The following is a 13,309-nucleotide window of genomic DNA, read 5'->3' as shown; positions in this document are numbered from 1 at the left end:
TATTTTGTCTGAGTGCTAACGATAGTGGCTAACTTGATTGTAAAACGCGGGATTCAATAACTGACTGCGATTTTGATTCTCTTGCATCAACTCAGCTTCATTCATGGTCGTACTCCTCCAAGTTTACGATCGATGTGACGTTTGTCTTCAGCTGTTGCCATTCAGTTAAAAATTGGTGTTTTGCAGTTTTTCCCGCTACAGTCGGTGAGTAATATTTTCGTTTCGGCCCGTCAGCGGATTCTCGGAATTCACTTTTTAGCAGGCCTTTTTTCTCCATAGTCATCAATAGTGGATAAACAGTGCCTTTGGGAACATCGGTAAAGCCGAAGTCATCCAAGCGTTGTGTGATCGCGTATCCGTAAGAAGGCGATTGATCCAATAAGATCAACAAGCAACCTTGCAGAACACCTTTGAGCATTTGGCTTGTTTCGTTGCTGGCCATGTCATCACCTCTAGTATGCTTTGCCAACTAGAAGATACCACGCTGTGAGATGGTTTGCAATACCTACTAGTGCAAAATAAAAAACCAACGAATTGTTTTCGTTGGGCAATTGGGTCGTTTTAAAATTCTGCTGGACATTCAACGGTTTGTACGTTGTTACTCAGTGGTTTTATCCAGCTGAGTTTGGCGCCATGCAACATTAACCGCGGGGCTGCGTGAACGTCGCCATACAAGGGATCGCCGAGAATTGGAAAACCAATTGAAGCCAGATGCACGCGCAATTGATGGGTGCGGCCGGTTTCTAAAGTTAACCATACGCGAGCAGTCGATCTTGTTCGGGCAATCACCTGATAATGCGTCACGGCATGATCGCCATCAGCGCGAACCATGCGTTTGCGTTTATCGTCAGGATCATGGCCAATTGGGGCACCGATGACGCCAGTATCTGGAATATCACTCGAAACTAGTGCGACATATTCGCGCGCCATGGTTTTGGTTGCCAGTTGTTGGTTAATCAAGCTTTGCGTTAGCGGGTCTTTGGCAATCAACGTCAACCCACTGGTCAACATATCCAATCGATGGGTGATGTAGGCTGGATTTGGCGCCAAGTAAGCGGCGACCCAATTCATCAACGTGTCGATTTCACCAGGTTGATTAGGATGGGGTTTAATGCCAGCAGGCTTGTTGACGACCAACACTTGTTTATCTTCATAAATGATATTAAGAGGATGGACTTGATGTACATAATCAGTGGGATCGGCGGCAGACAGGTTCAATTGAATGGTTTCGCCTGCATGAACAGGCAGGTTGCCATAGCGATATTCCCCATTGACGGTGACACCTTGATGCTTTCTGAGCCAAAAGCGCCAAGACTTTGGCACATGCCAAGCAGTGAGCTGGTCAGTGACGCTGGAATAATCATGTAAAACAGGAGCGGTAAGTGAAAATTCGGGCATAAGGCGGATTCCTTTTCATTGGATTTACGTTAAAGTTGTGAAGCTAACCAACGCCAGCTGGAAAGCAATGTTACAATATTTAAGACTAAAAGTGAAAGGAATGGAAAGTTGGCGATTCAGTAGCACAATTTGCTGCGATTGCAAGATTGTCAATCTTCTCAAGTGCTGGGAGTATTCATGCTTACTATCCAGAGGTGGTGAACACGATGCCAATCAAGACTCATAAAGTCAGAATTTATCCAAATGCACAGATGCGCCAGGTTCTTGACGCTGGTTTTGGGTATGCTCGGTATTGTTACAACCAGGGGCTTGAACTCTGGAATGTTATGTATGAATCGTTTGTGCTGACAGGAAATTTAAAATTCAAGCCAAATGGCAATAAAATTCGTGATATTTTGGTGAACGAGAAGGAGGATTGGCAGTTTTCATTCTCTGCTCGAATCTTACAAACGGCCATTCTCAATCTCAAGAAGGCGTGGCAAAACTTTTTCAATCCAAACATGATTCACTCGAAACGTCCCACATTTAAGTCAAAGCGTCATAAACGGCAGTCTTTCACCACTGACAGGGCCAAAGTGGTGAATTCGAAGTATTTGAAGCTGGACAAACCTCTTGGTCAGAACTACGATCTCATCAAGATGGCGGAACCTTTACGTTTTACCGGCGATATCAAAACCGCGACGATAACCAAGCGCGGTGAAAGGTACTTCGCCAGTATTGCAGTTCAAGTCGCAGATCAACCGGTTCCCCAATTTGTTGAAAGTTTCGATATTCAGGCAGTTGATATGAATATTGGCCACTTTAATGCAAATGCAATGAGTCTGACAACAATCACGACTCGTATTTTACACCTGCACAGCAAGATTAAGCATTACAATCGGCAGTTGGCTCGGAAGCGTAAAGTGAATCCTAGAAATTATTGGTCACATCAATATGCTAAAACCAAGTGTAGGTTGAATAAAGCTTATTTGGACATTGTAAATTTGCAACAGGATATGTTGCAGAAATTCACTCATTCACTCCTTGCAGATTGTCAGACGATTTGCGTTGAAGATTTGAATGTGAATGCAATGAAGATGAATAAAAAGTTAGCAAAAAACCTACACCGTGGGTTATTTGGTCGGGCACGCCGAATAATTGAATATCATGCGAATTGGAATCATCAATTGTTTATCAAGGCCGATCGTTTTTATCCATCGACTCAGCACTGTTCACTGTGCGGATTCATCAAGACCCGAGAAGCTACCGGCGGAAAACAAACGCTATCTGGTGATAGCATTAATCAAAAACATCAGTTATATCATTGTTTTAATTGCGGTGCTAATCTTGATCGAGATAAAAACGCCGTTGATAATTTAATTGCTTATGCAGCGGGGCTTACCGCTGAGTAAGTTTGATTGATCTCAAACTTACCAGATAATCTAAGAGAACGCCTCTGTCGTTACCCAACTAGTTTGGATACGAGAATGCGTTTGTTGACGGGATTGATTATGACAGTCCTTTAATCGACTAAATCAGACACTAGCAATGGTCGAGATGCTTACACATTTTAGGACATTATAGAAAGCAGGGGTACTGTGGCTTACCTCAAGCAATTTTGGCAGTGGGTGCGACCCTACTTGCATACCGCATGGGCGGCAGTGCGCTGGTTTTTCCGGCGTTTTCAATTGATCCGCTGGATGATTTTGATCGGCTTGACTATTATTTTGATCGCCAGTGCTTGGTTTACTTATCAAGCCAAAACCGCTGACGTGCAAAATATTAAGTCATCACTGCAAACTAAAACCATTATTTATGATCGCAAAAACCAAGAAGCCGGGACGCTTTACGGGCAAAAGGGGACTTATGTGACTTTGGACAAGATCTCGCCGCAAATTCAAAATGCGGTGTTGTCCACTGAAGATCGTACCTTTTATTCCAACTGGGGCTTTTCAATCAAAGGTATTTTGCGGTCAGTGTTTAACTTGATCATTCACCATGGCCAAATCACCGGTGGGGGTTCGACCATCACCCAGCAACTGGCCAAAAACACGTTATTGACGCAGCAGCAATCATACTTGCGTAAAGCACAGGAATTATTTTTAGCGATTCAGTTAACTAAAGTGTACTCTAAATCGGATATTTTGACGATGTACTTGAACAATGCCTACTTTGGCAACGGGGTATGGGGCGTTGAGGATGCATCTGAAAAGTACTTCGGCAAACATGCGTCGCAACTTGATGCCTCAGAAGGGGCTGTGATCGCGGCGATGTTGCGCAGTCCGAGTTACTATAACCCGATCGACAATATGCAACACGCCGTCGAACGCCGGAATTTGATTTTAGGCTTGATGGTGGACAACGATAAGCTGACGCAAGCCGAAGCGAATTCAGCGAAATCCGAAACCTTAACCTTGAAAGACACTTATACCGATGGCAATGCCAACAAGTATCCGTATTTCTTTGATGCCGTGATCGAAGAAGCGCAAAAAGATGGCATCTCCCAAGATGACATCATGAACAAAGGCTACAAAGTTTACACCACCTTGGACACCACGTATCAAAGTGAAATGCAATCGACGTTTGACAATGATGCGAACTTCCCCGCTAATGCGTCAGATGGCACCAAAGCCCAAGCCTCTAGTATCGCAGTTGACCCAAATAACGGTGGGGTCTTGGCGGTTGTCGGCGGGCGCGGCGAGCATGTGTTCTTAGGCTATAACTACGCCACGCAACTCCAACGCAGTCCCGGCTCGACTATCAAGCCTTTGATGGTGTATACGCCGGCTTTGGAACACGGCTATGATTACGATTCAACTGTCCAAGATAAAAAGCAAAGTTATGGGGCGAATAATTATACGCCAACTAATGCCACTGGTACATACACCGGCAGTTTGCCGATGTATATGGCTTTAGCGAACTCTGTAAACACTTCCGCAGTTTGGCTGTTGAATAAAATCGGGGTCCAAACTGGGGTGAAGAGCTTGGCACGTTTTGGCATCGATTTGAAGAAAAAAGATCAAAACCTAGCCGCCGCTTTAGGTGGCGTGACGACAGGCTTTAGTCCGTTGATCATGGCGCGCGCTTATTCGGCTTTTGCCAATGGTGGCTACTTGCCGCAAACCCATTTTATTCGTAAAATCGTGGATGCGACAGGGAAAACCGTTGTTGATAATACGGACAATACCAAAAAGCGGATCATCAAAGCCTCTGTCGCCAAAACCATGACGTCAATGATGTTGGGTACCTTCAAGTATGGGACTGGGGTATCGGCAGCCCCTGATGGTTACACCGTTGCTGGGAAAACTGGTTCCACTGAAGTGCCATCCAGTTGGGGTTACGGCACACGCGATCAATGGGTCGTCGGCTATACCCCTGATATGGTCGTGGCCACTTGGACTGGGTTTGCGACTACGGATAAGGATCACTTCTTGGTGGGCACCAGCGAATCTGGCGTGGCCCCGATTTTCAAAGCTGAAATGTCTGCGATGTTACCAAGTTCGCCGCAAAGTGCGTTTGATACTAAAGATGCGAAATCAGAAGCGACGCTCCAAACGCCAGCGTCAAGTTCCAGTTCCGGCAGTGACGTTTGGTCCAATATTCAAGATGGCGTGCAAAGTGGGATCGATTCTGCTAAGAGCACCGTCAATCAATGGTATAATGATATTAAAGGGTTATTCAATTAACCTAAAACAACGAAATGAGGCGCCTATTTATGGCTAACGTATACGACACCGCCAACCAACTGGCATCAGATTTGAAAGAATCTCAACAATTCAAGGAAATGCAACATGCCTTTGATATGTTGAAACTCGATGCTGTCGCTTATGCGATGTTCCAACAATTCCAACAAAAACAAATGGCATTGCAACAAAAGCAAATGCAAGGCCAACAACCCACTGAAGATGAAATCAAAGATATCCAAACCATCGGTGAAAAAATGCAAAACATGCAACCGATCAACGATTTGATGGTCAAGGAACAAGCTTTATCCCAAATGATGGATGAACTCAACCGCGCCATCACCCAACCAATCGTTGATATCTACCAAGGCAAATAAGCAACATGAAGGACTCAAACCTATGCTTGAGTCCTTTTTCTATGCAGTCGAGTTCATGCCGCCATTTGGCGCCAGTGGTCTGGTTCCGTATCGGAATTGAAATCATCTCTCGTGGCCGGCCGGCTCCAGAGATTGGCCAAACCCGAGCCAATGCTCTTCCACCTAAATTTCGAGCCAAGAAAATCGCTTGTCTCGAAATTTGCCTGAAATATGAGCTAAGCCAGAAACCCGCTGTCTTAGCTCATATTTCTGCCACGTTCGATGATTTCAGTTCCGACACTCCACCAGACCACTGGCACCAGATGGCTACGAAACGGGTGGTACGAACATTGAGGCGATATTGAGCGTGGATCTGTGCTGGCTCAACATAAGTGGGTTAGCTTTGTAAGCTAGCAATACCAATGAAGGGAATCTGTCGATGGCGACAAAAAGCGTAGAAGCGAGCTGAACGTCACGTAGGACTCTTAGCAGTTTATCCCATAGCGCTCAGCCCGCAAAGCGACATTGCGTTTCATGATCAGCCAACCGAAACAATGAAAATATACTGGAGATGCTGGACGTCATCAGTGCAAAAGTCTACGTGTGATCGGGTGTCGTGATTGCGTTTTAGGCAGAAAATCGCTATCATGAAACATAGCAATGTCCCATAGAAAAGGTGGCCCATATGGCAAAACAACTATTTGATTTTCAAAACGGCGCAGATCTGACCATTCCGGTATTGATCAAGTCGGCTGAAGTGCGTATCGCCAAAAATGGCAAGAAGTTCATCGCGTTTAATTTTCAAGACGCTTCTGGCCATATTTCAGCAAAATTCTGGGATGCCCAAGAAGCTGATATCGACCAATACAAAGCCGGCGTCGTGGTATTACTGCACGGCAAGCGCGAATTGTATCAAGGCAATCCCCAAATCAAGATCTACAATATGCGCTTGGCAACGCAAGAAGAAGGCAATAATCCCGCCAACTACCAAGAACATGCACCAGAAACGGCAGATGATATGGGGGATGAACTCAACGATTTCATTTTCAAAATCACCAACCCCAACTGGAATCGCATTGTTCGCAAGCTGTTAGCCGATCACAAAGAAGCCTTTTTGACTTATCCGGCGGCTAAATCTAATCACCATGCCTTTACTGGCGGTTTGGCTTTTCACACGTTGAGCATTTTACGCTTGGCGCAAAGTGTGGCAGATCAGTACCAAAGCGTCAACAAGTCCTTGTTGTTTGCTGGGGCGATTTTGCACGATTTGGGCAAAACCATCGAACTTTCTGGGCCAGTGTCCACGGAATATACCATGGAAGGCAACTTGATCGGGCATATCGTCTTAGTCGATGAAGCCTTGGTCCAAGCGGCGCAAGAATTGAAAATCGATATCCATCAAGAAGATATGATCATGTTGCGGCATATGATCTTATCCCATCACGGCTTGTTGGAATATGGTTCACCAGTGCGGCCAGGGTTACTTGAAGCTCAGATCTTACACAACCTCGACGATATGGATGCGCAGATCAATATGTTGACGACTGCTTATCAACATATCGAACCAGGGACGTTCACTGAACGGTTGTTTGGAATGGACAATCGGCGTTTCTACCGCCCAGAACATGGCAAAGGATACGCGGATCCAAAATAGGGATCATGCAGAAGCTCGTCGGCATTTTAAATGTCAGCGGGCTTTTTGAGTGCAACAAAAAAGCGTAACGTCGAAACGTTACGCTTAAAGTTGATTTAGTTAGCGGCGCTAGTTGCAGTGCTTGAGCTCGAGTTGCTCAAGTAAACTGAAAGCACGTTCTTCAAATCAGAATCCTTGATGGAGACGTTAGCCTTCTTCAAGACCTTCTTGATCACGCCAGTCATGACCGTCGTGTCAGATTCCCAACTGGTATAAAGTTGCTTAGTCAATTCAGCTTTATGTTGGGCCTTGGTACCTTTAGCAGGCACTTTGATGGCACGGATGATGTGGTAACCATATTGGGTTTTCACAGGGGTTTGGGTGAAGTCGCCGGATTTCTTCAACTTGAAGGCAGCGGCCTTGAAAGTGGAATCCAAGCTAGTGTCTGTGTTGTCAAAAGCACTTAACTTACCACCGTCAGAAGCAGTGGCGGTATCAGTGGAGTTGGCTTTGGCTAACTTCGCGAAGTTCTTTTCAGAAGGGTCCTTCTTCAAAGCGGCGATGATTTCTTCAGCCTTAGACTTCTTAGCAACCAAGATGTGTTGAACCGTGATCTTTGGTTCGTACTTCTTCCATTGCGCATCGATTTGCTTAGCAGTTGGCTTCTTTAAGTCTTTCAAGGCAACAGAAGATAACAGGGAAGTCTTGATCTGTTCCTTGAAGGTCTTAGTGGTCAAGCCGCTTTGTTGTAATGCGGAAGAGAAGCTTGAGCCGTATTGCGACTTAACTTTGTTATATTGGACGGTGACTTTTTTGTCAGAAACCTTCTTGCCGTATTGTTGTTCCAACGCCTTTAAGACGATCATGCTACGCAAGGTGGATTGACCACTGGTGGTGGACTTCATTTCTTGATAGTATTCGTCTTTGGTGATCTTTGCGCCTTTCATGTTGGCAACCGTACTAGAACCGCACCCAGCTAAGGTTGCAGCCAGCACAACGCCGGCAATGCCGAGGATCCATTTCTTCATTGTGTACACACATCCTAATTTAAGTATTTGGTACATTCGCACGTGTTCTAATATACCACAGTCCAAAAGTCTTTGCCCAATGTTCACGAAAACGTCAAACTTTTTCCCCAAAAAGCTTGTATATCAAGGGGTCAACCTGGGTAATGGCATAAAAAAACGCCTCGCGCGCGGCGAGACGTGATGAAAACTTAACTTAGTTGCTAGTGGAAGTGGTCGTTGAAGAACTGGAGCTCAAGTAAACAGAAAGCACGTTCTTCAAGTCGTCATCTTTAATGGAAACATTCGCCTTCTTCAAGACCTTCTTGATCACGTTGGTCATGACCGTGGTGTTGGATTCCCAACTGGTGTACAGTTGCTTCTTCAATTCAGCCGTGTGATCTGATTCTTTGCCTTTAGCAGGAATATTGATCGCGCGAATGATTTCATAACCGCTGGAAGTCTTCACCGCAGTGGTGGTGTACTGGCCGGCTTTGGTCAACTTGAAGGCTGCGGTTTTGAAGGTGGAGTCTAAGCTGGTGTCCGTGTTATCAAAGGCTGACAACTTCCCAGCAGTTGAGCTGGTAGCAGTATCCGTGGAATACTTCTTGGCCAGTTTCTTGAAGTTTGCGGCACTGGAGTCTTTCTTCAGTTCAGCTAAGACTGTTGTCGCCGTGGCTTTTTTGGCGACCAGGATGTGTTGAACGGTGATTTTTGGTTCATATTTCTTCCATTGCGCATCGATTTGCTTTTGGGTCGGTTTTTTCAAGTCTTTCAAAGCGACTTCAGAAAGCAAAGAGGTTTCGATTTGTTCTTTGAAGGTCTTGGTTGTCAAGCCGTTTTGTTCCAAAGCGGAAGAGAAACTTGAGCCGTATTCTTTTTTGACTTTGTTATATTGGGCGGTGACTTTCTTAGAGAACACTTTATCGCCATATTGTTGTTGCAAGGCTTTAAGCACGATCATACTACGCAAGGTGGATTGACCACTAGTGGTGGACTTCAATTCTTCGTAGTATTCCGATTGGGTGATCTTTGCGCCTTTCATGTTGGCGACAGTACTTGATCCACACCCTGCCAACGTGACGGCTAAGGCGACACTGGCGATCCCAAGAATCCATTTCTTCATGATTACACATCCTATTTCGATTAAATTGATTGCGTGACCTAATATAGCATGACATTTGGCTGAAATCGGCAAGTTCACAAAAGCATCATAAAAGCCTCAAGAATTCATCGACTGCGGCGATAAATCTTCGCAAAAAAGCAAACCAAGTCAGATTTGACCATGATTCAAGATGCGTGCGATGCAGTTGACCAGTTGCCAAACTATTGAAGACGTGAAGAAAATGCATGTATCCACCGATTTTCAAATTTAGCCTTGTAAAACTCAGTCGGCTGACTAAGTTTTTTGGGCAAAAAAAGCTGAAACTCGCGAAAGTTTCAGCCTAATAAAATTAATGTTCGTCGATGGTCGCATCTAAACTGTCGGCAGCTTTAGAAATCGCATCGAGATGTTCATTGATGGCATCAACGCGCGGTTGCGTTTGGAAGTTGAAATCATCAACGCTAGCTTGGATATCATCAACAGCAGGTTTTAACGTGTTGTCCAGTTCGTGACGCAGATCTTTCATCGCATTGCCAAAGCGGGTGACGGCATGTTGCACACCATTAGTCGCTTCGGTTAACGAGTCGACATATTGGCTGGCAGTGGCGACGCGTTGCGGACCAGTTTTCTTAGCCGTCAACAACGCATAAGCGGTGCCGACTGCCGCGCCCAGCAAAAAGCCGGTAGTGAATTTGGCCATTAGTTTTGCACCTGCTTTTTGATGTTGTCAGCGATGGCTTGTAATTGTTCACTATTGTATTGATCGGTGTGATCGCCAAAGTGAATGTTGAAGTCGTCAGCATCAGAGTAGCGCGGGATCAAATGGATGTGTGAATGGAAAACACTTTGGTAAGCGACTTCGCCGTTGTTGTTCAAAATGTTCATCCCTTTGATTTTCGGGTCGCTGGCTTTGATCGCTTGGGCGATTTTTGGAATGCGAGAGAACACTGCCGCAGCGAGATCAGCGTCATAGGCGAAAATGTCGGCCACGTGTTTTTTAGGGACCACTAAGGTGTGGCCAGGCGTCGCTTGAGAAATATCTAAGAATGCCAAGACGGTATCATCTTCATATACTTTGACGCTTGGGATGTCGCCGGCGATAATTTTACAAAAAATACAATCTGTCATGGTCAATTCCTCTTTCTTGATGAAGTTTTGGTTTGCATTCATGCTATCATAGATGAAAGCGAGTTTAAATCCAAATTCTGTGGAGGCACCAATATGTTAGACATCCAACAACTCACCGGCGGCTATGGGACGGTACCCGTTTTACAAAATGTGAACTTCACCGTGCCAGATCAAAGTATCGTCGGCTTGATCGGCTTGAACGGGGCCGGCAAATCCACGACCATTAAACACATTATCGGTTTATTAAAACCTTTATCTGGCAAGATTTTGGTCAACGGCCAAAGTTTGGATGATGATGCCAACGCGTATCACCAAGCCATCGCCTATGTCCCAGAAACGCCAGTCCTGTATCCAGAGTTGACCCTGCAAGAGCATATCGACTTGACCATCATGGCGTATGACTTGGACAAGAAAACCGCTTGGGCCAAAGCCAATGAGTTGTTGGCCAAGTTCCGTTTGGACAACAAGTTAGCTTGGTTTCCTGACAACTTTTCCAAAGGCATGAAGCAAAAGGTGATGATCGTGTGTGCCTTCATCACTGACGCACAACTGTTTATTATCGATGAGCCATTCACCGGCTTGGATCCCTTGGCGGTCCATGACTTACTTGACTTGGTGCAAGAAAAGAAAGCCGCTGGTGCTTCGGTGTTGATGTCCACCCACATTTTGGCCACGGCGCAACAATACGCGGATGAATTTGTGTTGCTCAAAGCTGGCCAAGTGCGCGCGCAAGGGGATCTCGAAACCTTGAGTGACAAGTTTGGCATCGCCAATGCCTCGCTTGACGATATTTATATGGCCATGAGTGAAGAAGGAGCGCAGGCATGAAGAAGCTTTGGCAAACGCGCTTGAAGCAACACTCGCAAGCGCAATTCAAATATTTAAAGTTAGTTTTCAATGACCACTTTGTTTTGGTGTTGATCATTTTATTAGGGGCGCTTCTTTATGGCTATTCCCAAGTCGTCAAAACCATGACCGCTGCTTGGTGGTTGCCAGGGGCCTTGGCAATCGTGTTCACGGCGTTGCTGGGCATCGGGCGCTTGGCGAGCTTGGTGCAAAAAACCGACGCGACCTTCTTATTGCCAAAAACCACAGAGTTTCCGAAATATTTAACCAAGGCGCGGCGTTACAGTTTAGGGTTGCCTTTAGTGGTATTGACGTTTGCCACGATTGCCGGTATTCCGATGTTGAAAGTCCTCAACTTGCAAGTTTTCGACGCGATTGCCTTAGGGGTTTCACTTTGGGCGTTTAAAGATGCGGATCTGTGGTTGCAAGTCCTCAGTTTTTATCAAGGCGCGCCAAAATGGGCCAAGCGCCGCTACTTGTTTGGCATCGCGTTGATCGCGTTGGGGTTTGGCTTTTACATTCATCCTGCCATCAGCTTAGTCGTCGGCTTGGTGATGGCACTGGGCTTGCGCTGGCAACTCGGCGTGTGGTTAGATCCAGCTCACTTGGATTGGTTAGCGTTAGTGCAAGCTGAAGCCAAGCGTATGGGGCAGATTTATCGGTTTTACAATCTGTTTACTGATGTGCCAGGGTTGCAAGGTACCGTCAAGCGGCGGAAATACTTGGACGGTATCGCGCATACCGTGTTCAAGAAGCAAAAAAATACTTGGGCATGGTTATTGATCCGCAGCTTCTTGCGGCGGACGGAATTTTTAGGTTTATATTTGCGCTTAGTGGTGATCGGTGCTTTGTGCTTAGTGTTTGTCCAACAATGGTGGTTAGCATTGGCGTTGTCAGCGTTGTTTGTTTACTTGATCGGGTTTCAATTGTTGCCGATGTATCAAGTCCATGACGACATCGTGTTCAGTTATTTATATCCACTACCTGACACCCAAAAGCCGAATGCTTTTAAAGCCTTGATCGGCAAACTCTTGGGCTTGGCGGCGATCGTGTTAGCATTAGGGGCATTAGCTAGCGGGCACTGGATCGCCGCAATTGCTGCATTAGTCGGCGGCTTAGTGGTGGCCATCGGTTTAGCGGTTTGGTATTTACCGATCCGGCTCCAACAATTTGCCAAAGCCCGCTCTTGACTGTAAAGTCTGCAGTTAGTACACTGATTCTAGATGTGGTTTTTCACCACAAGACGGACAATTGCGTGATTTGTAACGATTGTAATTAGGAGTTGTGCCTATGGATTTTGATCTTGACCCAGGGTGGTCGCTCAGCCCTGTCGGTGGCACTACCGGCGGTGCGTTTTTAGGCGTCCATGCCCATGAGAAATTCTTTTTAAAACGAAATGCGTCCCCATTTTTGGCGGCCTTATCCGTTGAGGAAATCACTCCGAAACTGATTTGGACCAAACGCATGACAACTGGCGATGTGCTCACTGCCCAAGAATGGCTCAACGGCCAAACCTTGACGCGTGCGCAAATGAACACGCCGATGGTGGCGAAGCTTTTAGCGCGCGTCCACCATTCGCAATTGTTGCACCGCATGTTGAAAAAAGTTGGCGCCCCAATGCCAACGCCTGCGCAATTACGCGATCGCTATGTCGCGGACCTGCCCAAACCATTGCGCCAACATCCTTTAGTCGCAGCTACGGCTAAGCGGTTGAAGACGTTGCCGCCAGTGGTGGCGTCGACGGTGTGTCATGGTGATCTCAATCATAAAAATTGGTTGTTATCTGATGCACACAAACTGTATTTAGTCGATTGGGATCAAGCCAGCCTTGGTGATCCGGCTTTTGACTTATCCGTGGTGTTGATCAATTATGTTCCACGGGCACAATGGGGGACTTGGCTTGAAGCATACGGCACCCATTTAACGGATGACTTGTTGGCTCGCATTATGTGGTATGGCCAATTGCATCTCTTAGAAGCTGTGCGTTCAGGCTACAATCAACAGCGCTATACAGAAATGAACCAAGCTTTGATCCGCCTGCAAGCGCTGGTGGATGAAAAAGATTAAATTGCTATGACCCGGCGGTATCCGCCGGATTTTTTATGGAAACGACTTAACTTATTGGAGGAAGTTTGAAAAATACTAGAGATAGAGATACCTAACCATAGGCGCACTCA

At 46.0% G+C, this 13,309-nt stretch carries 13 protein-coding genes; 7 read left to right on the top strand and 6 right to left on the bottom strand.

Annotated elements, in window-relative coordinates; all coding sequences use genetic code 11:
* Nucleotides 1-97: 97 nt before the first annotated feature.
* Nucleotides 98-442 carry a PadR family transcriptional regulator gene (locus FD01_RS08350; RefSeq protein WP_054718093.1) on the bottom strand — a complete coding sequence of 115 codons (345 nt, stop codon included), beginning with the start codon at nucleotides 440-442 and terminating at the stop codon, nucleotides 98-100.
* A gap of 119 nt (nucleotides 443-561) precedes the next feature.
* Complete coding sequence (locus tag FD01_RS08345; RefSeq protein WP_056963686.1) at nucleotides 562-1,398, bottom strand: RluA family pseudouridine synthase; 837 nt, start codon at nucleotides 1,396-1,398, stop codon at nucleotides 562-564.
* A 206-nt stretch (nucleotides 1,399-1,604) separates the two neighbouring features.
* Between FD01_RS08345 and FD01_RS08340 the strand changes: the two genes are divergently transcribed.
* The 4 genes from FD01_RS08340 (at nucleotide 1,605) to FD01_RS08325 (ending at nucleotide 7,070) form a co-directional block, all read left to right on the top strand.
* Nucleotides 1,605-2,789, top strand: coding sequence for an RNA-guided endonuclease InsQ/TnpB family protein (locus FD01_RS08340; protein ID WP_056963684.1), 1,185 nt, complete (start codon nucleotides 1,605-1,607; stop codon nucleotides 2,787-2,789).
* Between the two features lie 216 nt (nucleotides 2,790-3,005).
* Nucleotides 3,006-5,063, top strand: coding sequence for a PBP1A family penicillin-binding protein (locus tag FD01_RS08335; protein ID WP_056963688.1), 2,058 nt, complete (start codon nucleotides 3,006-3,008; stop codon nucleotides 5,061-5,063).
* A gap of 29 nt (nucleotides 5,064-5,092) precedes the next feature.
* The gene (locus FD01_RS08330) at nucleotides 5,093-5,437 is read left to right on the top strand and encodes a YlbF family regulator (RefSeq protein ID WP_056963681.1); all 345 of its coding nucleotides are present in this window, start codon (nucleotides 5,093-5,095) and stop codon (nucleotides 5,435-5,437) included.
* A 664-nt stretch (nucleotides 5,438-6,101) separates the two neighbouring features.
* A complete protein-coding gene (locus FD01_RS08325; RefSeq protein ID WP_054718105.1) occupies nucleotides 6,102-7,070 on the top strand; it encodes a 3'-5' exoribonuclease YhaM family protein in 969 nt (322 codons plus the stop codon).
* A gap of 95 nt (nucleotides 7,071-7,165) precedes the next feature.
* On the opposite strand, the gene FD01_RS08320 is transcribed toward FD01_RS08325, so the two are convergent.
* The 4 genes from FD01_RS08320 to FD01_RS08305 form a co-directional block, all read right to left on the bottom strand.
* Complete coding sequence (locus FD01_RS08320; protein ID WP_056963679.1) at nucleotides 7,166-8,077, bottom strand: peptidylprolyl isomerase; 912 nt, start codon at nucleotides 8,075-8,077, stop codon at nucleotides 7,166-7,168.
* 193 nt (nucleotides 8,078-8,270) lie between these two features.
* Nucleotides 8,271-9,179, bottom strand: a complete 909-nt coding sequence (locus FD01_RS08315) for a peptidylprolyl isomerase (RefSeq protein WP_056963677.1) — start codon at nucleotides 9,177-9,179, stop codon at nucleotides 8,271-8,273.
* Nucleotides 9,180-9,507: 328 nt separating this feature from the next.
* The gene (locus FD01_RS08310; protein ID WP_054718112.1) at nucleotides 9,508-9,858 is read right to left on the bottom strand and encodes a YtxH domain-containing protein; all 351 of its coding nucleotides are present in this window, start codon (nucleotides 9,856-9,858) and stop codon (nucleotides 9,508-9,510) included.
* Nucleotides 9,858-10,286 (bottom strand): HIT family protein, encoded by a 429-nt coding sequence (locus FD01_RS08305; RefSeq protein WP_056963674.1) that lies wholly within the window; start codon nucleotides 10,284-10,286, stop codon nucleotides 9,858-9,860. The genes FD01_RS08310 and FD01_RS08305 overlap by 1 nt, the downstream gene beginning before the upstream one ends.
* A gap of 93 nt (nucleotides 10,287-10,379) precedes the next feature.
* Here FD01_RS08305 and FD01_RS08300 point away from each other — a divergent pair, with 93 nt between their 5' ends.
* The 3 genes from FD01_RS08300 to FD01_RS08290 all read left to right on the top strand — a co-directional run bounded on the left by FD01_RS08300 (nucleotide 10,380) and on the right by FD01_RS08290 (nucleotide 13,199).
* Nucleotides 10,380-11,114: an ABC transporter ATP-binding protein gene (locus FD01_RS08300; protein WP_054718124.1), complete on the top strand. Its 735-nt coding sequence runs from the start codon at nucleotides 10,380-10,382 to the stop codon at nucleotides 11,112-11,114.
* Nucleotides 11,111-12,322 (top strand): ABC transporter permease, encoded by a 1,212-nt coding sequence (locus FD01_RS08295; RefSeq protein ID WP_056963672.1) that lies wholly within the window; start codon nucleotides 11,111-11,113, stop codon nucleotides 12,320-12,322. The genes FD01_RS08300 and FD01_RS08295 overlap by 4 nt, the downstream gene beginning before the upstream one ends.
* A 100-nt stretch (nucleotides 12,323-12,422) precedes the next feature.
* Entirely contained in the window at nucleotides 12,423-13,199 is a 777-nt protein-coding gene (locus FD01_RS08290; RefSeq protein WP_056963670.1) for a phosphotransferase family protein, read from the top strand.
* Nucleotides 13,200-13,309: the final 110 nt, after the last annotated feature.

The organism is Lacticaseibacillus manihotivorans DSM 13343 = JCM 12514, assembly GCF_001435035.1.
Taxonomy (GTDB): Bacteria; Bacillota; Bacilli; order Lactobacillales; family Lactobacillaceae; genus Lacticaseibacillus; species Lacticaseibacillus manihotivorans.
The sequence above is the reverse complement of the archived record's forward strand: the minus strand, read 5'-3'. Positions and strand labels throughout refer to the sequence as shown.

Excerpts from the sequence above, each read along its gene's own strand:
- FD01_RS08350 (WP_054718093.1), bottom strand. The coding sequence starts at position 442 with ATGGCCAGCAACGAAACAAGCCAAATGCTCAAAGGTGTTCTGCAAGGT.
- FD01_RS08345 (WP_056963686.1), bottom strand. The coding sequence starts at position 1,398 with ATGCCCGAATTTTCACTTACCGCTCCTGTTTTACATGATTATTCCAGC.
- FD01_RS08340 (WP_056963684.1), top strand. The coding sequence starts at position 1,605 with ATGCCAATCAAGACTCATAAAGTCAGAATTTATCCAAATGCACAGATG.
- FD01_RS08330 (WP_056963681.1), top strand. The coding sequence starts at position 5,093 with ATGGCTAACGTATACGACACCGCCAACCAACTGGCATCAGATTTGAAA.
- FD01_RS08325 (WP_054718105.1), top strand. The coding sequence starts at position 6,102 with ATGGCAAAACAACTATTTGATTTTCAAAACGGCGCAGATCTGACCATT.
- FD01_RS08320 (WP_056963679.1), bottom strand. The coding sequence starts at position 8,077 with ATGAAGAAATGGATCCTCGGCATTGCCGGCGTTGTGCTGGCTGCAACC.
- FD01_RS08315 (WP_056963677.1), bottom strand. The coding sequence starts at position 9,179 with ATGAAGAAATGGATTCTTGGGATCGCCAGTGTCGCCTTAGCCGTCACG.
- FD01_RS08310 (WP_054718112.1), bottom strand. The coding sequence starts at position 9,858 with ATGGCCAAATTCACTACCGGCTTTTTGCTGGGCGCGGCAGTCGGCACC.
- FD01_RS08305 (WP_056963674.1), bottom strand. The coding sequence starts at position 10,286 with ATGACAGATTGTATTTTTTGTAAAATTATCGCCGGCGACATCCCAAGC.
- FD01_RS08300 (WP_054718124.1), top strand. The coding sequence starts at position 10,380 with ATGTTAGACATCCAACAACTCACCGGCGGCTATGGGACGGTACCCGTT.
- FD01_RS08295 (WP_056963672.1), top strand. The coding sequence starts at position 11,111 with ATGAAGAAGCTTTGGCAAACGCGCTTGAAGCAACACTCGCAAGCGCAA.
- FD01_RS08290 (WP_056963670.1), top strand. The coding sequence starts at position 12,423 with ATGGATTTTGATCTTGACCCAGGGTGGTCGCTCAGCCCTGTCGGTGGC.